Below are 21163 nucleotides of genomic sequence, written 5' to 3' on the forward strand. Positions count from 1 at the left end.
AGTGAGTCATCGTGAGCGGAGCCACGGGCGCCGGATCGACCGGTACTTCCACCGGTTCTTCCACCGGTCCTGAGACGGACGGCGGCGGCCGTGGCTCTGCCGCGCGTGCGACAGATTCGCACACGTCGCGTGTGACGGATTCGCACACGACCAACCTGCAAGCGATCAAGTCGCCCGCGACCGACTCGCACTCGCCCGACTCTCATGGATCCCAGGGGGGAACTGTGACGGACACCCAGCCGCCGGCCCAGCCCGCGGCACCCGCCGCACCGCCGCAGACGCCGGCCCAGCAGTCGGCCTCGCCGCTGCCCGGGGAGCGGCAGCCGCAGCAGCCGGCCGGGCCCTACCACCCGCCGCAGGCCTACCCGACGGCTGCTCCGGCGGGCGGTCCTGCGGGCTCTCCCGCAAGCGCGGTACGGCGGCCGCGCACGGGTGCGCGGACGACGCCCCGTACCCGCAAGGCGCGTCTGCGGGTGGCCAAGGCCGACCCGTGGTCGGTGATGAAGGTCAGCTTCCTGCTCTCCATCGCGCTGGGCGTCTGCACCATCGTCGCGGCCGCCGTGCTGTGGATGGTCATGGATGCGATGGGCGTCTTCTCGACGGTCGGCGGCACGATCTCCGAGGCGACCGGCTCGAACGAGTCGAACGGCTTCGACCTGCAGTCGTTCCTGTCCCTGCCGAACGTCCTGATGTTCACGTCGATCATCGCGGTCATCGACGTCGTCCTCGCGACGGCCCTCGCGACCCTCGGCGCGTTCATCTACAACCTCTCCGCGGGCTTCGTCGGCGGTATCGAGCTGACGCTGGCCGAGGACGAGTAAACGCGCTCCCAAACCTCCGGTGGCGGTCCTGTGAGAACCGATTTTGGGACTGCCCGCGTCGTGCGCTAATCTTCAGGAGTCAGCGCGCGGGACACACTCCGCAGAGCGCGGCGGGGCTATAGCTCAGTTGGTTAGAGCGCATCCCTGATAAGGATGAGGCCACAGGTTCAAATCCTGTTAGCCCCACCAGCACGAAGACCCCCGACCGATCATGGTCGGGGGTTTTTGGCATCTACGGGCGTGTGTCCGGGCCGCGCTCGACGGGCCGAACGCCGCGGGCTGTCCCGCAAGCACGTCATGGAGTCCTGCGAGGCCTCGCTGCGCAGGCTGCGCACCGACTACGTGGACATCTCCGGGCGCACCGGTTCGACGAGCGCACGCCGCTGGAGGAGACCCTCGTCGCCTTCGACGACATGGTGCGGCAGGGCAAGGTGCTGTATCTGGGCGGGTCCGAGTGGACCGCGGCGCAGATCGAGTCCGCGCTGACGCTCGCCGACGAGCTGGGGCTGCGCAGCCGGATCGTGTCCAACCAGCCGCAGTACAACATGCTGTGGCGCGTCATCGAGCCCGAGGTATTGGCCGCTGGGCCGTGCGCGGGGCATCGGTCAACTGGCCTTCCAGCCGCCGCTCAGGGCGTGCTGACCGGGAAGTACCGTCACGGCGAGGCGCTGCCCGAGGGCTCCCGGGCGGTCGCGGGCGGTCGTGGCCCGCGGTTCATCGGCCGGGTGCTGGGCGGTCGGCTCCTGGAGAAGGTCCAGGAACTGCGCCCGCTGGCCGAGGGGTCAGGGTGTCGATGGCTCAGCCGGCCATCGCCTGGGTGTTGCACCAGGAGGGTGTGTCGTCGACGGTCATCGGCGCGAGCCGCCCGGAGCAGGTCACGGAGAACGCGGCGGCCTCCGGCGAGCGTCTGGACGACGAGGTCCTGAAAGCCGTGGACGAGGTGCTCTCCACCCTGATCGACCGCGACGCTTCGAAGACGGCACGGATGACGGCGGTGGAGCCGAGCTGGAGGGACTGACCTACTGGGGTGACCAACGGGGGTCAGCGAAGCTCGAGGGTGGCAGGGGTGGCAGGGGCGGCAGGGGCGGCCGGAGCGGCCGAGTCCTTGACCTCGCCCGTGTTCGTGTCCGTGCTCGCGTCCGCGTCCGCATCCGTGCTCGTCTCGTCGAGCGGGCGGTTGCGGCCGCTGGGGGTCTTGCCGTGGGCCTCGGCGCGGATCCGCTGCTTCATCGTGGGCGGCAGGGACCTGGCGTGGGACCAGACTCCGTGGGACAGCGCCGGCGTCGTCAGCTGTGCGGAGGTGCTGTTGCGCGTCTGCTCGGCCTGCGGTACGGCCGCGGCGGCGGTCGTCGTGATGAGTCCGAGCGCTGTGCACAGCGCGAGGAAGGCGGTGATGACGGCGGTCCACAGCTTCATGGCCTTGTTCTGGTCCATGGCCTCTCACTTTCGGGTTGGGTTGATTTGCGTACTTTCCTCATGATGTGTATGGCGGTCGCGAAATCACGGACCGACGCCCATGGCGCGTCGATCTTCAGATGAACACCACTCGGATGGGTGCAAGAGGGCCGAGAAGGGTGCCAGACGGGAGGAGCACGGCCAAAGTGACCGTCCGTGGAGGTCTGATCACCCTCTGATCGGAGCGGCTTCTTCCGGTTCTACTGCGCTGTTCCGGGCGGGAGTTGGGGGTCGGACACAGGTCACCGATCGGTCTCGGTCGGTGTGTATAGTCGGGCGCCAGAGGTCCCCTACGTCAAGGAAAGACGAGGTCGCGCGGTGAAGAAGCTTCTCCTGGTCGCACTGGCCGCCATCGGCGGGCTCCTCGTGTACCGCCAGATCCAGGCGGATCGCGCCGAGCAGGATCTGTGGACGGAGGCGACTGACTCCGTGCCCACGGGTTCGTGATTACCGATACTGAGTTCCGGTCCATCCGGTTCTGAGCAGACCCCGGCCGCCTCGCGGTCGGGGTTTTGTGTTTGCGGATTCGGCGCGGCCCGGCGGGGCAGGATGGGCCACGGTCACACGGAGCGGCGACGGAGGGGTGGCGCGTGATGGGGCGGCGGCGTATGGGCGGGTGGCGCGCGGGCGCTTTGGCGGTGTGCGCGGTGGCGGCGACCGCGCTGCCGGGGCAGGCCGCGCACGCCGCCGACGTACCCACCCCGTACGCCTTCGCCCCGGACGCCCGGCCGGTCACGGGTGCCGTGAGCACCACGGGCGCCAAGCGCCTCGACGCCGGGAAGACCTACAAGAGCTCCCTCCCGGCGAGCGGCAAGCTCTACTACCGTCTCGAACTCGACCCCACCTCGGACGCGTACGTCTCCGCGACGGCCGTCCCGCGCGCGGGGACGACGGTTTCCGCGACCGACGGCATCCGGGTGTCCGTGCGGGACGCCAACAGCCGCCTCTGCTCCGCCGCCGAGAGCGTCTACTTCGGCACGAGCCGCAGCCCGCACCCGATCGCCGCGTGGGGAGCCCGCGAGGCCTTCTCCCAGCGCACGTCGTGCCAGGGCGCCGGCACGTACTACGTGCTCGTCGAACGCCTCGACCGGGCCGGCTCGTCGACGGACACCTGGGACCTGGAGCTCGCGCCGATGTCCGAGCCTCGCCTGAAGCAGACCGGTGCGACCACCGCCCCCGAGGCCTGGAACTCCGCCTCGCCCGCACCCCTCACGAGCGAAGCGGTGAGCCGCCCGGGCGGCGCGGGCTTCGCCACAGCCACCTCCATGGGACAAGGGGTCTGGAGTGCCGACATGACACCCGGGCAGACCTTCTTCTACAAGGTGCCGGTCGACTGGGGACGGCAGCTGTACGTCACCGCCGAGCTCGGCAGTCTGGGCAGTGACGCGCGAGGATACGTGCCCGGTGCTCTGACCGCGTCGCTCTACAACCCCGCACGCGGTCACCTCGACGACGTGGGCATCGGCTACGACGGCCGCCAGAAGTCGGAATCCCTCGAACCGCTCCCGCCGGTCGAGTACGTCAACCGCTACGCCGTCTCCGACCGGGTGAACGGCATGCGGGTCGCCGGCTCGTACTACCTCGTCGTCCATCTCTCGGCGGGGATGGCGGAGGAGTTCGGCGACGGGCCGTTCGGGATGACGCTGCGGGTGCGGATCGGCGGTACGACCGAGGCCTCGCCCGCATACGCCGGGCAGTCCCGGCCGCAGGGCGTCTTCGAGGTCGCGGGGCAGGGCGGCCGCGACGGGGGGACGGCGTCGGAGGCGGCGACGGCGGAGGGCGGGGCCGCGGGGGACGACGCGGTGATGAAGGCCGTGGCCGTGGCCGGGATCGGGGCGGGGACCGTGCTGCTGGCGGTGCTCGGGGCGTGGACCCTTGTCGCCCGGCGTCGGGCCGGGGCCTGGTAGGGCGGGTCCTCGGGTGTGGGGCCGGGCTCGGGTGTGGGGCCGCGGTCAGATGCGGGTCACTGCCCAGAAGCCCACCGCGTAGCAGGCCAGCGCGAGGAGCAGAAGAGTGAGCGTCACCTTGGGCGGCGGGCCGGGGCGTCGTCGTGCCCTCGATGCGCGGTGCCGCGAGATCGGCCGGGCCGGAGGTGGAACCTGCGGGCTCTGAGCGGTGTACGAAGCAGTAGAGGCGTCAGCACGCTGGTGCGCTGGTGGCGTCGGAGGCTGAGTCGGGTATCGCTGCGCCGGTGGTCGAGGGGAGAGCAGGACATGGGTGGGGTCGTGGGGGGAGCCCTGGGCGGGCTGGTGCTGTGCGCCCTCGTGTGTCTGTGGCGGTGCCTGTATGTCGGGGTGCTGCACCTGAGGGGAGGAGGTGCTGGTGGCCTGCGGGGGCGGCAGGTGGAAGCTGCCGGTGTCCGACATGGAGGGCGGCCGGGCGGTGCCGGACTGCTCCGAGGCGGCGGAGGTGCCGGCGGGAGCGGGCATGGACCAGGACGGTGCGACGTCCGGTCCTGGCAGCGGGCCTGTGCTCCGCCGCGGATCGGTCGGTACGGAGCCGGTGCCGGGCCAGACGGAGGCGGAGTTCTCGCTCTGTCCGTAGGGATGGGCTCCTGTCCCGGGTTCCGACGGCTCCCCGCCCCTCAGCGTCCTGGAGGATCCCGTCCCGGTCGCAGTCCCCACGTCCACACCCGCGGCGAGCTTGAGGGGCCCATCGGGGCCGAACCCCGGTGGCAGCGGGCCGAGTTGGTCGAAGATCTCGATCAACTCGTCGTCGGGGCCCGGTTCGGGCAGGAGCTCCACGGCCGAGGCGAGCGCCTTGCGGGCCCCCGTGGCCGTGCGGAACCGCGCCTGCGGGTCCGGCTGGAGCAGCGTGGACACAACCTGCCACAGGGGCTCGGGGATGCCCTTGGGCGCGCTCGGCGTCCCATGGGCGGCGAAGTACTGGACGAGCGCCTTGGCGTCCGGCTTGGCGCCCTCCAGGAGATACAGCGCGACCAGGCCCGCGGCGAACAGGTCGGCGGGGAAGTCCGGTTCCGAGCCCATCATCTGCTCGGGCGAGATGTAGCCGGGCGTCCCGACCACGAGGTTGGTCTCCGTCAGGCGTGGTTCGCCCAGCCGCATGGCGATGCCGAAGTCGGACAGACGCAGCCGGGGGCGGCCGGTGCCGGTGGCTTCCAGGAGCACGTTGGCGGGCTTGACGTCGCGGTGTACGACACCTTCCGCGTGCACGGCGGCGAGGCCCGCAAGGAGCTGGTCGAGCAGGGTGCAGACGAAGACCGGCGGCAGGGGACCGTAGTCCCCGATCAGATGGACCAGCGAGCCCCCGGCGACCAGGTCCATGGTGAACAGGACCTTGTCGTCGTCGGCGGCCCAGCTGGCGGGTGCGAGCACATGGGGGTGGTCGATCCGCAGGGCCTGTTCCCGGACGAAGCGCAGCAGGGAGTGCGCGTCGCTCTGCTGCAGGACCTTGGCGGCCACATAGCGGCGCCGGCGGTGGTCCCAGGCGCGCCAGACGGCGCCGACGCCGCCGCGTCCGATCGGGTCGGCCAGTTCGTACCGGCCGGCGAACACCTCACCCATGGCTGTGCGTTGCTCCTCCCCCTTCGACTACCCCCCTTGCCTGCCCCCCGATGAGCGATACGACCCCTCGTGCTCCTCGCGTCTTTCCACAGCCGGTGACACACCCCCGCATGTCACTCCCGGCGAGGAACGCGACCCCCTCGCGCTCCTCCTCGGTCGTCGGCCCGGCCGCCGAACCCCCTTCGGCCGCCGGGCCGCCGGTTCAGCTCTGGTGGGACTGGTAGTGCGCGACGGCGTCGGAGGTGCGGCCGGCGCCGTAGACCCGGAGGAACTCTGCCAGTTCCGGGTGGGTCGGGGCGAGGGTGTCGGCCGCCTCGATGATGTCTCCGGCGGCGGCCACCGAGCGCAGCAGCGACTGGATCTCACGGACCACCCGCTTGACCGTGGGCGCTCCCGAACTGCTGGTCGTCTGTGTGGTGTTGCTGAGCACCGAGCCCCCCTGCGACTTCTTGATCTCGTCCATGCGGTCGGTTGCCTCGGCGGCGCTGACGCTGCCGTCCGCGACCTGTCCCGCCAGGTCCTGCAGCAACTGCACGCGCTGCACCACCGCGGGATTGCCGATCTTCGCCCGCTGACCGCTCATCAGCTGCGACAGCATCGGTGCCGACAGTCCCAGTACCCCCGCGAGACGAGCCTGGTTGAGGCCAAGATCGTCTATGAGCTTACGGAAGAGCGCCCCCAGCGGCTCCCCGTACCAGTTCCGCTGCAGTTCCCGCGCTCTCGCGGTCGCTTCCTGCTGTGCGGCGTCCATTGCGTCTCCCCATCGCTTCCCCAAATACCGTGGTTCGCGACAGCGAACCACGCCGAGCATCTTACGGAGAGTGGTCGTTCATCGGGACCCCTAATCTTTTTGCGAGATACCCGGGGTGACCCGGTACTCTGGTCTGCGGCGCCCCCCGGTGAGCGGTTCTTCCGGGCCGGACGTCCACCTTCCGGGGCCTTAGCTCAGTTGGTAGAGCGCTGTCTTTGCATGGCAGATGTCAGGGGTTCGACTCCCCTAGGCTCCACTCGGAAAATGCCCCTTGACCTGCGGATAAGCAGGGCAAGGGGCATCTTCGTTTCACGTGAAACATGGGGCAGGAAGCCCATGGCCTCCTGCCCCATGCAATGTGGTTGGCGTCAGCCGCGTTCGTCGCGGTGTGCGGCCTCCTCCTCGGCCTCCTTGGCCTGTACCTCGGGGTCGAGTACGGACTGGCCGGTGCCGTCCACCGACGTCAGGCGACTCGACTCGGGCACCTCCGTCGCGGCGGGTGGCTCGACCAGCCAGTCCGGGTTGGCCTGCTTGTCCCACCACTTCCAGGCGGCGAAGGCGCCGCCCGCGACGATGCCGACAACCGCCAGCGCCTTGGCGAGGCGGCCGGCTCGGGCCCGCCGCTCCTGCTTGCGCACCAGCTTCTGGATCTCCTTGGGCGAGACCTGGCCACGCAGGGCGGCCAGCGCCGCGGCGCTGCGGGCCGCGGCCTCCTCGCGGGCGGGACCGGCCGCGGCCACGGCCTGCTCCAGCCTCGGACGTGAGTAGTCGGCCGCCTGCCGGGCGGCCTTACGGGTGCGGACGGCTGCCTCATGGGCGGCTTGGTCGACCTTCGGCGGTACATGCGTGCGTGCCTGTTCCAGGCGCGGCGCGAGATGCGCGTCGTACTGGACACGAGCCTGTTCGGCGGCCTGCGAGACCTTCGGCGCGAGCCGTACGCGTGCCTCGTGTGCGTAGTGCGCAGCCCTGTCCTTGGCCGTGTCGGCGTAGGGCGCCACCACTTCCGCGGCGTGCAGCACGCTGTCCTTCGCCGAGCCGCTCGCGGCGCGCACGCTGTCGATGCGGGTCACGGGATCCTCCTCCTCGGTGGCGTACGGTATTTCGACTTTCCACCCTTTTACGGATCATGCCTGCCAGGGGACTCCTGGGCATGTGAGGGCGGGCATCCGGGTCATGGGGTACTGATCACGTGCGATAGCGGATCTATTGCATCAGCGGATCAATAGCGGATGAATACGGGGCAACAGGAGCTTGTCGACGACAATGCCACGGATCGCCGCCCAGCGCCCCCGGCCCGGGGCCACTCGACCGGATTTCTGCATGCGAAAACCCCCAACCCGGCCACGAGAGAGGGTGCCGGGCGACGCACAGGCCGAAGCGTGCAAGGATCGGGAGGGCACAGAAGGACAACGGAAGGCAGGATCGTGGCCGAGCAGCTTTACGCCACCCTCAAGACGAACCACGGCGACATCGAAGTCCGGCTCCTGCCGAACCACGCCCCCAAGACGGTCAAGAACTTCGTCGAACTGGCCCAGGGCGAGCGCGAGTGGACCCACCCCGCCACGGGCGAGAAGGCCGCCAAGAAGCTGTACGACGGCACGATCTTCCACCGCGTCATCCCCGGCTTCATGATCCAGGGCGGCGACCCGCTCGGCACCGGCATCGGTGGCCCCGGCTACGAGTTCGAGGACGAGTTCCACCCGGACCTGCGCTTCGACAAGCCCTACCTGCTGGCCATGGCCAACGCCGGCCCCGGTACCAACGGCTCGCAGTTCTTCGTCACCGTCGCCCCGACGGCCTGGCTGACCCGCAAGCACACCATCTTCGGCGAGGTCACCGACGCGGCCAGCCAGAAGGTCGTCGACGCCATCGCCGGCGTCAAGACCACGCGCCCCAACGACCGCCCGGTCAACGACGTCGTCATCGAGTCCGTCGTGGTGGAGTCCCGCTGAGGCTGAGGCCTGCGCGAAGGGAACCAAACGCCCCGCTCGTCCGTAAGGATGGGCGGGGCGGTGCACGTGCGGACGACGAATGAGGGGAAGTCATGGACCAGGCGGCAGGCAGTTCACAGGGCGCCCAGAGCCTGCCCGGCTGCTACCGGCACCCGGACCGCGAGACCGGCATTCGCTGTACTCGCTGTGAGCGGCCCATCTGCCCCGAGTGCATGGTCAGCGCCTCCGTCGGCTTCCATTGCCCCGACTGCGTCCGTGGCGGCTCCGGCACGGGACACGCCCCCACCGCCGCACAGCCCCGCACGATCGCCGGCGGGACGATCGCGGCCGACCCGCACCTCGTCACCAAGATCCTGATCGGGATCAACCTCGCGGTGTTCATCGCCGTCCAGGTGCGGCCGTCGATCCTGCACGACATCACGCTCATCGGCGCCTGGCCGCCCGCCCCCTTCGCAGCCACCATGGGCGTCGCGGACGGCGAGTGGTACCGCCTGGTGACCTCGATGTTCACCCACCAGGAAATCTGGCACATCGGCTTCAACATGATGAGCCTGTGGTTCCTCGGCGGCCCCCTCGAAGCTGCCCTCGGCCGCGCCCGCTACCTCGCGCTCTACTTCGTCTCCGGACTCTCGGGCAGCGCCCTGGCCTATCTGCTGGCCTCCCCGAGCACGGAGACGCTCGGCGCCTCAGGCGCGATCTTCGGCCTGTTCGGCGCCACGGCTGTCCTCATGCGCCGCCTCCGGTACGACATGCGGCCGATCATCGCCCTGCTGGTGATCAACCTCATCTTCACCTTCGGCTGGAGCAGCATCTCCTGGCAGGCCCACATCGGCGGCCTCGTCGCCGGTGTCATCACCGGCTACGCCATGGTCCACGCCCCGCGTGAGCGACGGGCGCTGGTGCAGTACGGCACCTGTGCGCTGGTCCTGCTGGTGGTCGTGGGCATGACCCTGTTGAGGACGGCCCAGCTCACCTGAGCGGTTCAGTTGTCCACAGTGGGTGGCGAATCTTGTGCATAGTGTGCGCGAACAACTGTGCCCCCTGTCGCTGACCCGTGTTTCCGCAGGTCAGGCAGGGGGCGAACGGGTCTTCGATTGCCGGTGTGTCAGTCACACCAGCGTCAACACCCGAGGGGTTATCCACAGATCGTCTTTCTTTTCCCCATGTGGAAAACCGCTGTGGATAACTCAGTGGATAGCCCTGGGTAGAGCTACTTCCACTGTGTGGAGACGCCGAATCCGGCGGCGATGAAGCCGAAGCCCACCACGATGTTCCAGTTGTCCAGAGCGTCGATGGGCAGCGAACCGTCGGTCACATAGAAGACGACGATCCAGGCGAGACCGATGACGAACATGGCCAGCATCACCGGGGCGACCCAGGAGCGGCTGGTCAGCTTGATGGCGGTCGCCTGCTTCGCCGGCGGCGGCGTGTAGTCGGCCTTCTTGCGGATACGTGACTTCGGCACGAGGGTCTCTCCTGTCGATGCGCTGCGTGGCCGCGCAGGTAACTGGGTGTGGCTCGGGGCAGCGTACAAGGGGACACTTAGCGCTCCCCCGGGCGTCCGTTAGCGTAGTGCTTCCGTGGCGCCGAAGGAGATAAGGGTACGTTGAGCAATTCTGCCGACTCCCCCCAGTCCGGATCCAGTCCTGACCGCAGGCGAGGTTTCCGGCCCGTGCGCGTGCTCACCGTGGGCGTCTTCGCTCTCGCGGGACTCATTTTCTTCACCAGTTTCAATACGGCCAAGGGCACCAATATCCGCACGGACACGTCCTTGCTGAAGCTCTCGGACCTCATCCACGAGCGCAGCCAGAAGAACGGCGAGCTCGACGAGTCCACCGGCTCCCTGCGCCGCGACGTCGAGTCGCTCGCCGAGCGGGACGACGGCAGCACCAAGGCCGAGGACGACAAGCTCGCGGCCCTGGAGAAGAACGCGGGCACGCAGCAGCTCAAGGGCGAGGCGGTCACGGTCACGCTCAACGACGCCCCGCCGGACGCCACCGCCAAACTGCCCGGCTATCCCGAGCCGCAGCCCGACTACCTGGTCATCCACCAGCAGGACCTGCAGGCCGTGGTGAACGCGATGTGGCAGGGCGGCGCCCAGGGCATCAAGGTCATGGACCAGCGGCTGATCTCCACCAGCGCCGTGCGCTGCGTGGGCAACACCCTGATCCTGCAGGGCCGGGTCTACTCGCCGCCGTACAAGATCACGGCGGTCGGTGATCCGGAGAAGCTGCAGCAGGCGCTCGCGGACTCCAAGGCGATCCAGAACTACATGGTGTACGTCAACGTCTACGGGCTCGGCTGGAAAGTCGAGGAGGACGGGACGGTGACTCTTCCCGGCTACTCGGGCACAGTGGATCTGCAGTACGCCAAGCCCGTGGAGTAGTCGGTCTCTTCTGGAGCCGCCGGTGCGCGTGATCGTCAGGACCGTCAGCGAGTTGTGCATCACCGTCGGCACCGTGATCGTCCTCTTCGTGGTCTACGTGCTGTTCTGGACCGGCGTGAAGGCCGACGACGTCATGGGCGACCAGATCGACCAGCTGCAGGATCAGTGGTCGAAGGGGAGCGTGGAGCAGCCCAGGGCCACGGGGGGCGCGGAGGCGAGTCCGGAGGATCCGGCGCCGTACAAGAGCGGCAAGCCCTTCGCGATCATGTACATCCCACGGCTTGGTTTCACGTGGAACAAGCCGGTGCTCGAAGGCACCGCCACGAACACCCTGAAGAAGGGCCTCGGCCACTACGCGCGCACCACGCAGCTCGGCCAGCAGGGCAACTTCTCGGTGGCCGGCCATCGGCGGACGTACGGCGATCCCTTCAAGGACTTCCCGAAGCTGCGCCGCGGGGACGCGGTGGTGCTGACGGACGGGACCACCTGGTTCACGTATCGGATCGACAAAGGGCCCTACAAAACGGTGCCCACCGACGTTGAGGTGATCGATCCTGTGCCACGTAAGTCCGGGTACACGCGGTCGGGCCGCTATCTCACGCTGACCACGTGCGATCCGGAGTGGGGGCACAGCCACCGGCTGATCGTCTGGGCGCATCTGGACTCCACACAGCCTGTGGAGGCAGGGAAACCTCAGGCCCTGCGCCGTTAGTCTGGTGCGGTACGGCGTGAGTCTGGTGCCGTGGTGCGACGGAAGGGACGGCATGTACGGCTGGATCTGGCGGCATCTGCCGGGGAACGTGTGGGTGAGGGCGTTGATCTCACTCGTGCTGGTCCTCGCTGTGGTCTACGTCCTCTTCCAGTACGTCTTCCCGTGGGCCGAACCGCTGCTGCCCTTCAACGATGTGACGGTGGACAACCAGTGAGTGCGCGCATTCTCGTCGTCGACAACTACGACAGCTTCGTCTTCAACCTGGTCCAGTACCTGTACCAGCTGGGCGCCGAGTGCGAGGTGCTGCGCAACGACGAGGTGTCGACGGCGCACGCCCAGGACGGCTTCGACGGCGTGCTGTTGTCGCCGGGCCCCGGGACCCCCGAGGAGGCGGGCGTCTGCATCGAGATGGTGCGCCACTGCGCCGCCACCGGTGTGCCGGTCTTCGGCGTCTGCCTGGGCATGCAGTCGATGCAGGTGGCGTACGGCGGTGTCGTGGACCGCGCTCCCGAGCTGCTGCACGGCAAGACCTCGCTGGTCGAGCACGAGGGCAGGGGCGTCTTCGCGGGCCTGCCGACGCCCTTCACGGCGACGCGCTACCACTCGCTGGCCGCCGAGCCGGAGACGGTGCCGGCCGAGCTCGAGGTGACGGCGCGGACGCACGACGGGATCATCATGGGCCTCAGGCACCGTGAACTGCCGGTCGAGGGTGTGCAGTTCCACCCCGAGTCGGTGCTGACGGAGCACGGCCACCGGATGCTGGCCAACTGGCTGGTGGAGTGTGGCGACCAGGGTGCGGTGGCGAGGTCGGTGGGGCTCGCCCCGGTGGTGGGCAGGGCCACGGCGTGACGGCCCTGCGCCCCGAGCGCGAGTCGGAGACCTCGTACGGGGAGCAGTCGTACGAGGTCTCCGGTGCGCTTGGGGACTGGTACGACAGTGCGTCGTACGACACCGGCGGCCAGGACGAGCCGTGGATACCCCCCGCCGACGACGAGACCGTCGCGCTGCGGATTCCCGACGGCGAGTCCATATCGGCGTCTGGCGCCCCATCAGCCCCCTCCGCCACTGGGACCCCGACGGGCGGGCGGGCGGCCCGCAGAAAGGCCGCCAAGCGCCGTCATGGGCGTCACGGGGGCACTTCGGAGCCCGAGACACCCCGGACGGCCGACGAGAAGCCCCTCTCGCGTGTGGAGGCGCGCCGCCAGGCGAAGGCGCGCAAGCCCGGCCCGGCGGTCGTCGCGAGCCGTGCGATAGGCGAGGTGTTCATCACCACCGGCGTGCTGATGCTGCTGTTCGTGAGCTACCAGCTGTGGTGGACGAACGTCCGGGCGCACGCGCAGGCGGACAAGGAGGCGAGCAGCCTCCAGGACGACTGGGCGAGCGGCAAGCGCGCCCCGGGCTCCTTCGAGCCGGGACAGGGCTTCGCGATTCTCCACATCCCCAAGCTGGACGTGGTCGTGCCGATCGCCGAGGGCGTCAGCAACAAGAAGGTGCTCGACAAGGGCATGGTCGGCCACTACGGCGAGGGCGCGCTGAAGACGGCGATGCCCGACGCGAAGACCGGCAACTTCGCGCTCGCGGGGCACCGCAACACGCACGGCGAGCCGTTCCGGTACATCAACAAGCTCACCGCGGGCGACGAGATCGTCGTGGAGACGCAGACCGAGTACTTCGTCTACAAGATGACGTCGACGCTGCCGGTGACGGCGCCGAGCAACACGAGCGTGATCGGGCCCGTTCCGCCGCAGTCCGGTTTCACCGAGCCGGGCCGCTACATCACCCTCACGACCTGCACGCCGGAGTTCACCAGCAAGTACCGGTTGATCGTCTGGGGCAAGATGGTCGAGGAACGGCCGCGCAGCAAGGGCAAGCCGGATGCGCTAGTCCAGTAAGGGCAGATGAAACGTGGCAGCGACCACCGACGGCACCGAAGAGCAGACGAGCACGTCCGGATCCCGGCAGCAGGCCCCGCGCCGGCGCCGCGGCACGGGCCGGATCGCCATGGCGGTCAGCTTCTTCGGTGAACTCCTCATCACGGCGGGCCTGGTCCTCGGCCTGTTCGTCGTCTACTCCCTCTGGTGGACCAACGTCGTCGCCGACCGTACGGCGCACAAGCAGGCCGACAAGGTCCGCGACAGCTGGACCGCCCAGAAGGACACCGGTCCCGGCGCCCTGGACACCAAGAACGGCATCGGCTTCCTGCATGTCCCCGCGCTGAAGAACGGCGAGGTCCTGGTCGAGAAGGGCACGGAGGCGAAGGAGTTGAACGACGGCGTCGCCGGCTACTACACGGACCCCGTCAAGGCCACGCTCCCCACCAGCGGCAAGAAGGGCAACTTCACCCTCGCCGCCCACCGCGACGGCCACGGCGCCAAGTTCCACAACATCGACAAGATCAAGAAGGGCGACCCGATCGTCTTCGAGACGAAGGACAAGTGGTACGTCTACAAGGTCTACGCGATCCTTCCGGAGACCTCGAAGTACAACGTCAAGGTCCTTGGCAAGATCCCCAAGGAGTCCGGCAAGAAGAAGGCCGGCCACTACATCACCCTGACGACCTGCACGCCGGTGTACACGTCCCGGTACCGGTACGTGGTGTGGGGCGAGCTGGTCCGCGTCGACGCGGTGAACAGCGAGCGGACGCCGCCGAAGGAACTCGGCTGACGAGAGCTGGCGGAAGACGGCGGAAGCTGACGGAAGCCGGCGGAACCTGACGGAAAGAGCCCCGGCACCCTGATCAGGGTGCCGGGGCTCTTTCCTGTTGCAGGGGGGACGGTCAGTCCTCCGTGCGGGCCGCCGTTCCGGACGTACCGCCGAAGATGTTGCCGCCGTTGTTCCCGCCGTTGTTGTTGCCGACGCTGACGGTGGTCAGGGTGATCTGGGTGCTGCCCGGATCGTCGACCTCGTTGCCGGCGCCGGGATCCTGCTGGGCCACGAGCGCGGTGTCGCTCTGGTCGCTGTTGTTCGCGAACTGGATGTTCGTGAAGCCGGCCGCATTCAGGGTCTGCCTGGCCTGCGAGACCGTCTGGCCGACGACGTTCGGGACCTCGGTCTTGTCCGCGGCCTTGCCGATCTGGATGTTCACCGCGGAGTTCTTGTCGGCCTGGGTACCGGACCCCGGCGTGGTCGAGATGACCTTGCCGATCAGGTTGGTGTCGTCGGTCTCGACCTCGGTGCAGTTGCCGACCAGTTCGTTGGCCGTCATCTGGGCCTTGGCCTCGTCACAGGTCTTGCCGGTGACGTCCGGGACCGTGGCCTTCTCCTCGGCCTTGGCGATGGTGAGGGTGATCGTGGAGCCCTTCTCCACTTCCTCGCCGAGCTTCGGGTCCTGCTCCAGGACGGTGCCCACCTCTTCTGTGGACTCCTTGTCCTTCGTCTTGACTTCGAACCCGTACTTCTCGCCTTCCAGCGTCTCCGTGGCATCGTCGATGTTCTGGCCGAGAACACTCGGCACGGCCACCTTCGGGGCGCCGGTGGAGACCACGATGCTGACGGTGGAGTTCTTCTCGACCGTGGTGCCCGACTTCGGGTCCTGGTCGCAGACGTTGCCCTTGGTCGTCTCCTCGCAGGCCTTCTTCGTGACGTCCCCGAGCTTGAGGCCGCTGTTGGTCAGGCGTTTTCCGGCTTCGCCCTGAGACACGTTGACGAGGTTCGGCACGGCGACCGTGTCGTTGCCCGCGCCTCCGTTGCCGCTGAAGATCCACTTTCCGATCAGGATCGCGCCGACGAGCACGAGGACACCCGCGACCACCAAGAGGATCGTCGAGGTGTTCGACTTCTTCTGGCGGCGCCGGTCGGGGCGGTCGTCGTAGCCGTAGCCGCCGTCGTCCGGGTTCATGGGCGGCAGCATCGACGTGGCGCCGGCGTCCGTGGCGCGCAGGGCCGTGGTCGGCTGGTCGTCGGGGTAGCCGCCGTAGCCGACCGAGCCCATCGCTGCCGTGGCCGCGACCGGCTGGCCGTCGAGACAGGCCTCGATGTCGATGCGCATCTCGTCGGCGGACTGGTAGCGGTAGTTCGGGTCCTTGACCAGTGCCTTGAGGACGATGGCGTCCATCTCGGGCGTGATCTCGGGGTCGAACACCGACGGGGCCTGCGGCTCTTCCCGTACGTGCTGGTACGCGACCGCGACCGGGGAGTCGCCGACGAAGGGCGGGCGGACCGTCAGGAGCTCGTACAGCAGACAGCCCGCGGAGTAGAGGTCCGACCGCGCGTCCACCTGCTCGCCCTTGGCCTGCTCCGGGGAGAGGTACTGGGCGGTGCCGATGACCGCGGAGGTCTGCGTCATCGTCATGCCGGAGTCGCCCATGGCGCGGGCGATGCCGAAGTCCATGACCTTGACCTGGCCGTTGCGCGTGAGCATGACGTTCGCCGGCTTGATGTCACGGTGGACGATGCCGGCTCTGTGCGAGTACTCCAGGGCCTGGAGGATGCCGATGGTCATCTCCAGCGTCCGCTCCGGCAGCAGCTTGCGGCCGGAGTGGAGCAGCTCGCGGAGCGTGGAGCCGTCGACGTACTCCATGACGATGTACGGGATCGAGACCCCGTCGATGTAGTCCTCGCCCGTGTCGTAGACCGCGACGATCGCGGGATGGTTGAGCGAGGCGGCCGACTGGGCCTCCCGGCGGAACCGGGCCTGGAAGGAAGGGTCGCGCGCGAGGTCCACGCGCAGCGTCTTCACCGCCACGGTGCGGCCGAGTCGGGTGTCATGTGCGAGGTAGACCTCCGCCATGCCACCACGACCGAGCACATGGCCCAGTTCGTACCGGCCGCCGAGGCGACGCGGCTCTTCCATAGCTTCCTACCAGCCCTCTCCGTCGGTCCCGACCGGCACATGCGTGCGGTCGGAGGCTGCCGTCCGGGCCTACCGTACCCGTCTGGCGTTGTGTGACCTGGCCAAGCCCGTCACCCGATACAGGACCGGTATCGCAACGTGCACCGATGCGAAGGGGACGTGATCGGGGTCACTTCTTGCTGTCGATGACCGCCTCCATCACGCTCTTCGCGATGGGGGCCGCGAGGCCGCCACCGGAGATGTCGTCACGGACCGCGTTGTCGTCCTCGATCACAACAGCCACGGCTACGGGCGAGCTGTTGCCGACCTTGGCGTACGAGAGGAACCACGCGTACGGGTTCTTGCTGTTGTTCTCGCCGTGCTGTGCGGTACCGGTCTTGCCGCCCACCGTGACGCCGTCGATCTGGGCGTTCTTGCCGGTGCCGTCCTTGACGACCGTCTCCATCATCGACTGGAGGATCTGGGCGTTCTCCGCGGACAGCGGCTGGCTCATCTTCTCCGGGTCGGTCTTGGAGATGGGGTCGACGTTCGGGGCCTGGAGCTCGTCGACCATGTACGGCTTCATCAGGGTGCCGTCGTTGGCGACGGCCGAGGCGACCATGGCCATCTGCAGCGGGCTCGCGGCGGTGTTGAACTGGCCGATGGAGGACAGCGCGACCTCGGAGGGCGCCATGTCCTTGGAGAAGACCGACGCGCTGGAGCGGACCGGGGTGAACTGCTCCTCGTCGAAGCCGAACTTCTTGGCCTCGGCGAGCATCTTGTCGTTGCCGAGGTCGGAGCCGACCTTGCCGAAGACGGTGTTGCAGGAGTACTGCAGCGCCACGCGCAGAGTGGCGTTCTTGCAGGGGATGTTGCCCTCGTTCTTCAGCTGGGTCGTGGTGCCCGGCATGGTCCACGGCAGCGGTGAGTCGGTCTTCGAGTCGGCGCCGTCGTAGAGGTTGTTCTCCAGGGCGGCGGCCGCGGTGACGACCTTGAAGGTGGAGCCGGGCGGGTAGACCTCGCGCAGCGCCCGGTTGAGCATCGGGTCGTCGGGGTTGTTCTTCTTGTCGAGGGCCTTCCAGGCCTTCTCGTCCGACTCGCTGCCGCCGGCGATCGTCGAGGGGTCGTACGACGGGTAGGAGGCCAGCGCCAGGATCTTGCCGGTGGTCGGGTCGAGGGCGGCGACCGCACCCTTGCCGCCCTGCTTCTTCAGGCCGTCGTAGGCGGCCTTCTGGGCGGCGGCGTTGAGGGTGGTGACGACGTTGCCGCCCTCCTTCGCCTTGCCGGTGATCATGTCGAGGGTGTTGCGGAAGAAGAGCCGGTCGTCGTTGCCGGTGAGGATGCCGTCCTCGATGGACTCCAGCTGGTTGGCGCCGTAGGCCTGCGAGACGAAGCCGGTGACCGGCGCCCACATGGCGCCGTCCTTGTAGGTGCGCTTGTACTTGAAGTCGCCCGTGGTCGTCTCCGCGTGCCCGGTGATGGCCTTGCCGTCGACGATGATGTCGCCGCGGGGCGTGGCGTAACGCGCGATGAGGACGCGGCGGTTGTCGGGGTCTTCCTTGAGGCTGTCGGCCTTGACGTACTGGAGCCAGTTGTCGCGGACGAGCAGGGCGAGGACCAGGAGGCCGCAGAAGATCGCGATCCGGCGCAGGGGCTTGTTCATGACGGGCGGACCACCTGGGTCATCTCGGCGTCGGGGTTCGGGGCGGGGGCGGGCGCCGGGCGGCGTGCGGTGTCGCTGATCCTGATCAGGATGCCGATGAGGGCCCAGTTGGCGATGACGGAGGAACCTCCGTACGCCAGGAAGGGCATCGTCATACCGGTCAGCGGGATCAGGCCCATCACACCGCCGGCCACCACGAAGACCTGCAGTGCGAAGGCGCCGGACAGGCCGATGGCGAGCAGCTTGCCGAAGGGGTCGCGGGCGGCGAGTGCGGTGCGCACGCCGCGTTCCACGATCAGGCCGTAGATCAGCAGGATCGCCATGATGCCGGCCAGGCCCAGCTCCTCGCCGAAAGTGGCGAGGATGAAGTCGGAGTTGGCGGCGAACCGGATGAGCTCGGAGTGGCCCTGGCCCCAGCCGGTGCCGAGGGTGCCGCCGGAGCCGAACGCCCACAGGGCCTGCATGGCCTGCTCGGAGTGGACCATGCCGTCGCCGTTCGGGGTGCGGCTGAGCGTGTACTCGCGCATGGGGTCGAGCCAGGCCTGGACGCGGGTCTGGACGTGCGGTTCGAAGCTGGCCACGCCGACGGCGCCGACCGCGGACATCAGCAGACCGAAGACGATCCAGCTGGTCCGCTCGGTGGCGACGTACAGCATGATGACGAACATTCCGAAGAACAGCAGCGAGGTACCGAGGTCGGTCTCGAAGACCAGGATGAGGATCGAGATCATCCAGACGACGATGATCGGGCCGAGGTCGCGGCCGCGCGGCAGGTACAGGCCCATGAAGCGGCGGCTGGCGAGGGCGAGCGCGTCGCGCTTGACCATCAGGTAGCCGGCGAAGAAGACCGCCAGGACGATCTTGGCGAACTCGCCGGGCTGGATGGTGAAGCTGCCGACCTGGATCCAGATCTTGGCGCCGTAGGTGATGTCGGCGCCGAGGCCCGGGACCAGCGGGAGGAGCAGCAGGACCAGCGCGCCGACCATGGAGATGTAGGTGTAGCGCTGCAGGACGCGGTGGTCCTTGAGGAAGATCAGGACGACCGAGAACAGGGCGATGCCGAGTGCCGTGTAGATCAGCTGGTTGGTGGCCTTGCCGCCGGCGACGCCGATCCCCCGCAGCAGCGCGGACTGGTCGAGCCGCCAGATGGCGACGAGGCCGAGGCCGTTGAGCAGGGTGGCGAGCGGCAGCAGCAGCGGGTCCGCGTACGGCGCGAACTTGCGTACGACGAGATGGCCGACGCCGGCCAGGAGGCCGAGGCCCAGGCCGTAGCTCAGCAGGCCGGCGGGTACCTCGTCGTCGATCGCGAGGCCCACGTTGGCGTAGGCGAAGACCGGGATGAGGACGGCGAACACCAGCAGGGCGAGCTCGGTGTTGCGCCGGCTCGGGGCACCGATCGAGCCGATCGTGGACGTGTGGTGCGTCGACGTGTTCGTGGGACTACTCATCGTGTGACTGGGCCTCTCACCGCTTGCTCACTGCGTACCGCACTGCGAGACGACCTTCTGCTCTTCCTCCGAGAGAGTGGGGCCGGGGGTGGGCGCGGTCGGGGATGCGGAAGCGTTCGGGGACGGGGAGGTCGTGCCGGTCGGGCTCGGTGTCGCCTTGGACGCGAGGGAGGAGGTGGTGGTTCCCGTGGTCCCGCCGGCCTCGCCTTCGCCCGTCTCGGAGTTCTTCTCGCTCTCGGTCGCCTGCGCGTCGGCCTTCTTCTTGCAGGCGGAGGCCTGCACGGCCAGCTCGTCGATCTTCTTCTGGGCGGTCTTGAGGTCGCCCTCGGCGATCGTGCCCTCGACGAGCTTCTGCTGGTACGGCGGCAGGTACTTGAGTTCGATCTCGGGGTGGTCCTTGGAGACCTTCGAGAGCGAGACCCAGGCCAGGTCCTGGCTGATGCCCCGGTACAGGGCGATGTGTTCGTCGTTGGCGCCGACGTAGTACTGCGTCTGGGTCCAGCGCCAGCCGCCGTAGAGGCCGCCGCCGATGATGCCCAGCGTGAGGGCGATGTAGAAGGATCTCTTCAGCCACTTGCGGCCGGTGCGGGGCTTGACGAAGTCGTCGTCGCCGTAGTCACCGAAGCTGCCCGCGGGGATGTAGCCGGTGGTGTCGCCGGAGCCGGGCGGGCCGAACTCGCCGCCGCCCTGGCCGGGGACCTGGCGGCCGAGCCCGGAGGCGCGGCCGGCCGGGGTCTGCATGATGCCGTTGTCGTGCAGCTGGAGCTGGTTCTCGGCGACCGCGCCGACCACGACCGGGGTGTCGGAGAGCTGCCCGGCGAGGGTGTCCCCGGTGTCCAGGTCCAGTACGTCGGCGACGATGACCGTGATGTTGTCGGGGCCGCCGCCGCGCAGCGCGAGCTGGATCAGCTCCTGCACGGTCTCCTGGGGGCCCTGGTAGCTGGCGAGGGTGTCCTCGAGGGTCTGGTGCGAGACGACCCCGGACAGTCCGTCGGAGCAGATCAAGTAGCGGTCGCCGGCGCGGACTTCACGGATGGAGAGGTCGGGCTCGACGTGCTCGCCGCTGCCCAGCGCGCGCATCAGCAGGGAGCGCTGCGGGTGGGTGGTGGCCTCTTCCTCGGTGATACGGCCCTCGTCGACCAGGCGCTGCACCCAGGTGTGGTCCTGCGTGATCTGGGTCAGGACGCCGTCGCGCAGCAGGTACGCGCGCGAGTCGCCGACGTGCACGAGGCCGAGGCGCTGGCCGGTCCACAGCAGGGCGGTGAGCGTGGTGCCCATGCCCTCGAGTTGGGGGTCCTCCTCGACCAGGGCGCGCAGTTGGTCGTTGGCGCGCTGGACGGCGGTGCCGAGGGAGGTGAGGACGTCGGAGCCGGGCACGTCGTCGTCGAGGGCGACGATGGTGGAGATGGCCTCGGAGGAGGCGACCTCACCGGCGGCGGCGCCGCCCATGCCGTCGGCGATCGCGAGCAGGCGCGGGCCGGCGTATCCGGAGTCCTCGTTGCCCTCCCGGATCATGCCTTTGTGCGATCCGGCGGCGAAGCGCAGTGACAGACTCATGCGCACCTCGCCCGTCGGCTCCGGGTACATCCGCACGGTGCCCACCCTCCGGTCGGGAGCGCGCCGGGGCCCGTCGTGGGGGCCGCCGCTGCGTGCTCGCTCCGCTCGCGCTCATTCATGACG

The 21163-nt window shown here is 68.8% G+C and carries 21 protein-coding genes, 2 tRNA genes and 1 pseudogene; 15 read left to right on the plus strand and 9 right to left on the minus strand.

The window, feature by feature from the left end; genetic code table 11:
* Positions 1-11: 11 nt before the first annotated feature.
* From IG08_RS57460 to IG08_RS62545, 4 genes and pseudogenes are all read left to right on the plus strand, one after another.
* Positions 12-821, plus strand: a complete 810-nt coding sequence (locus IG08_RS57460) for a DUF3566 domain-containing protein (protein ID WP_078655786.1) — start codon at positions 12-14, stop codon at positions 819-821.
* Positions 822-933: 112 nt separating this feature from the next.
* Positions 934-1010, plus strand: a tRNA-Ile gene (locus IG08_RS0127955).
* Between the two features lie 224 nt (positions 1011-1234).
* Positions 1235-1534 (plus strand): annotated as a pseudogene (locus IG08_RS63090) (aldo/keto reductase); the annotation flags it as partial.
* Positions 1535-1614: 80 nt separating this feature from the next.
* Positions 1615-1839, plus strand: coding sequence for an aldo/keto reductase (locus tag IG08_RS62545; RefSeq protein WP_052424913.1), 225 nt, complete (start codon positions 1615-1617; stop codon positions 1837-1839).
* Positions 1840-1862: 23 nt separating this feature from the next.
* Here the strand turns inward: IG08_RS62545 and IG08_RS0127965 are convergent, their stop codons facing one another.
* Positions 1863-2255: a DUF6344 domain-containing protein gene (locus IG08_RS0127965; RefSeq protein WP_043455358.1), complete on the minus strand. Its 393-nt coding sequence runs from the start codon at positions 2253-2255 to the stop codon at positions 1863-1865.
* Between the two features lie 339 nt (positions 2256-2594).
* Between IG08_RS0127965 and IG08_RS57470 the strand changes: the two genes are divergently transcribed.
* Both IG08_RS57470 and IG08_RS0127975 read left to right on the plus strand, forming a co-directional pair.
* Positions 2595-2723 carry a DLW-39 family protein gene (locus IG08_RS57470; protein ID WP_003999697.1) on the plus strand — a complete coding sequence of 43 codons (129 nt, stop codon included), beginning with the start codon at positions 2595-2597 and terminating at the stop codon, positions 2721-2723.
* A gap of 161 nt (positions 2724-2884) precedes the next feature.
* Positions 2885-4183, plus strand: a complete 1299-nt coding sequence (locus IG08_RS0127975) for a hypothetical protein (protein ID WP_234342992.1) — start codon at positions 2885-2887, stop codon at positions 4181-4183.
* 45 nt (positions 4184-4228) lie between these two features.
* On the opposite strand, the gene IG08_RS0127980 is transcribed toward IG08_RS0127975, so the two are convergent.
* The gene (locus tag IG08_RS0127980) at positions 4229-5800 is read right to left on the minus strand and encodes a serine/threonine protein kinase (protein ID WP_030608147.1); all 1572 of its coding nucleotides are present in this window, start codon (positions 5798-5800) and stop codon (positions 4229-4231) included.
* A 202-nt stretch (positions 5801-6002) separates the two neighbouring features.
* Positions 6003-6551, minus strand: coding sequence for a helix-turn-helix domain-containing protein (locus IG08_RS0127985; protein WP_030608150.1), 549 nt, complete (start codon positions 6549-6551; stop codon positions 6003-6005).
* Between the two features lie 183 nt (positions 6552-6734).
* Here IG08_RS0127985 and IG08_RS0127990 point away from each other — a divergent pair.
* Positions 6735-6807, plus strand: a tRNA-Ala gene (locus IG08_RS0127990).
* Between the two features lie 112 nt (positions 6808-6919).
* On the opposite strand, the gene IG08_RS0127995 is transcribed toward IG08_RS0127990, so the two are convergent.
* On the minus strand, positions 6920-7621 hold the full coding sequence (locus IG08_RS0127995) for a DUF5324 family protein (protein ID WP_030608153.1): 702 nt from the start codon (positions 7619-7621) through the stop codon (positions 6920-6922).
* A 354-nt stretch (positions 7622-7975) separates the two neighbouring features.
* Here IG08_RS0127995 and IG08_RS0128000 point away from each other — a divergent pair, with 354 nt between their 5' ends.
* Together IG08_RS0128000 and IG08_RS0128005 are read left to right on the plus strand one after the other, a co-directional pair.
* Entirely contained in the window at positions 7976-8503 is a 528-nt protein-coding gene (locus IG08_RS0128000) for a peptidylprolyl isomerase (protein WP_030608156.1), read from the plus strand.
* A gap of 92 nt (positions 8504-8595) precedes the next feature.
* Positions 8596-9480: a rhomboid family intramembrane serine protease gene (locus IG08_RS0128005; RefSeq protein WP_030608159.1), complete on the plus strand. Its 885-nt coding sequence runs from the start codon at positions 8596-8598 to the stop codon at positions 9478-9480.
* A 233-nt stretch (positions 9481-9713) separates the two neighbouring features.
* Here IG08_RS0128005 and crgA read toward each other — a convergent pair whose 3' ends face one another.
* Positions 9714-9968, minus strand: coding sequence for a cell division protein CrgA (crgA, locus tag IG08_RS0128010; protein ID WP_030608162.1), 255 nt, complete (start codon positions 9966-9968; stop codon positions 9714-9716).
* A gap of 141 nt (positions 9969-10109) precedes the next feature.
* Between crgA and IG08_RS0128015 the strand changes: the two genes are divergently transcribed.
* From IG08_RS0128015 to IG08_RS0128040, 6 genes are read left to right on the plus strand one after another with little or no spacing between them, the layout of a single operon-like run.
* On the plus strand, positions 10110-10889 hold the full coding sequence (locus IG08_RS0128015; protein WP_063757793.1) for a DUF881 domain-containing protein: 780 nt from the start codon (positions 10110-10112) through the stop codon (positions 10887-10889).
* 22 nt (positions 10890-10911) lie between these two features.
* On the plus strand, positions 10912-11601 hold the full coding sequence (locus IG08_RS0128020) for a class E sortase (RefSeq protein ID WP_030608168.1): 690 nt from the start codon (positions 10912-10914) through the stop codon (positions 11599-11601).
* A 16-nt stretch (positions 11602-11617) separates the two neighbouring features.
* The gene (locus IG08_RS0128025) at positions 11618-11815 is read left to right on the plus strand and encodes a hypothetical protein (protein ID WP_199820911.1); all 198 of its coding nucleotides are present in this window, start codon (positions 11618-11620) and stop codon (positions 11813-11815) included.
* Positions 11812-12450, plus strand: coding sequence for an aminodeoxychorismate/anthranilate synthase component II (locus IG08_RS0128030; protein WP_030608174.1), 639 nt, complete (start codon positions 11812-11814; stop codon positions 12448-12450). The genes IG08_RS0128025 and IG08_RS0128030 overlap by 4 nt, the downstream gene beginning before the upstream one ends.
* Entirely contained in the window at positions 12447-13493 is a 1047-nt protein-coding gene (locus tag IG08_RS0128035; RefSeq protein WP_030608177.1) for a class E sortase, read from the plus strand. The genes IG08_RS0128030 and IG08_RS0128035 overlap by 4 nt, the downstream gene beginning before the upstream one ends.
* A 13-nt stretch (positions 13494-13506) precedes the next feature.
* Positions 13507-14265: a class E sortase gene (locus IG08_RS0128040; protein WP_030608180.1), complete on the plus strand. Its 759-nt coding sequence runs from the start codon at positions 13507-13509 to the stop codon at positions 14263-14265.
* 112 nt (positions 14266-14377) lie between these two features.
* Here the strand turns inward: IG08_RS0128040 and pknB are convergent, their stop codons facing one another.
* The 4 genes from pknB to IG08_RS0128060 form a co-directional block, all read right to left on the minus strand.
* The gene (pknB, locus tag IG08_RS0128045) at positions 14378-16393 is read right to left on the minus strand and encodes a Stk1 family PASTA domain-containing Ser/Thr kinase (RefSeq protein WP_030608183.1); all 2016 of its coding nucleotides are present in this window, start codon (positions 16391-16393) and stop codon (positions 14378-14380) included.
* Positions 16394-16562: 169 nt separating this feature from the next.
* Positions 16563-18035, minus strand: a complete 1473-nt coding sequence (locus tag IG08_RS0128050; protein ID WP_030608185.1) for a peptidoglycan D,D-transpeptidase FtsI family protein — start codon at positions 18033-18035, stop codon at positions 16563-16565.
* On the minus strand, positions 18032-19483 hold the full coding sequence (locus IG08_RS0128055; RefSeq protein ID WP_030608188.1) for an FtsW/RodA/SpoVE family cell cycle protein: 1452 nt from the start codon (positions 19481-19483) through the stop codon (positions 18032-18034). The genes IG08_RS0128050 and IG08_RS0128055 overlap by 4 nt, the downstream gene beginning before the upstream one ends.
* A gap of 27 nt (positions 19484-19510) precedes the next feature.
* On the minus strand, positions 19511-21070 hold the full coding sequence (locus IG08_RS0128060) for a Stp1/IreP family PP2C-type Ser/Thr phosphatase (RefSeq protein ID WP_030608189.1): 1560 nt from the start codon (positions 21068-21070) through the stop codon (positions 19511-19513).
* Positions 21071-21163: the final 93 nt, after the last annotated feature.

The organism is Streptomyces fulvoviolaceus (assembly GCF_000718165.1).
Classification (GTDB): Bacteria; Actinomycetota; Actinomycetes; order Streptomycetales; family Streptomycetaceae; genus Streptomyces; species Streptomyces fulvoviolaceus.

Bases quoted from the DNA above. Each gene is read 5' to 3' on its own strand.
- IG08_RS62545 (WP_052424913.1), top strand. From the start codon at position 1,615: ATGGCTCAGCCGGCCATCGCCTGGGTGTTGCACCAGGAGGGTGTGTCG.
- IG08_RS0127965 (WP_043455358.1), bottom strand. From the start codon at position 2,255: ATGGACCAGAACAAGGCCATGAAGCTGTGGACCGCCGTCATCACCGCC.
- IG08_RS0127975 (WP_234342992.1), top strand. From the start codon at position 2,885: ATGGGCGGGTGGCGCGCGGGCGCTTTGGCGGTGTGCGCGGTGGCGGCG.
- IG08_RS0127980 (WP_030608147.1), bottom strand. From the start codon at position 5,800: ATGGGTGAGGTGTTCGCCGGCCGGTACGAACTGGCCGACCCGATCGGA.
- IG08_RS0127985 (WP_030608150.1), bottom strand. From the start codon at position 6,551: ATGGACGCCGCACAGCAGGAAGCGACCGCGAGAGCGCGGGAACTGCAG.
- IG08_RS0128005 (WP_030608159.1), top strand. From the start codon at position 8,596: ATGGACCAGGCGGCAGGCAGTTCACAGGGCGCCCAGAGCCTGCCCGGC.
- pknB (WP_030608183.1), bottom strand. From the start codon at position 16,393: ATGGAAGAGCCGCGTCGCCTCGGCGGCCGGTACGAACTGGGCCATGTG.
- IG08_RS0128050 (WP_030608185.1), bottom strand. From the start codon at position 18,035: ATGAACAAGCCCCTGCGCCGGATCGCGATCTTCTGCGGCCTCCTGGTC.
- IG08_RS0128055 (WP_030608188.1), bottom strand. From the start codon at position 19,483: ATGAGTAGTCCCACGAACACGTCGACGCACCACACGTCCACGATCGGC.
- IG08_RS0128060 (WP_030608189.1), bottom strand. From the start codon at position 21,070: ATGTACCCGGAGCCGACGGGCGAGGTGCGCATGAGTCTGTCACTGCGC.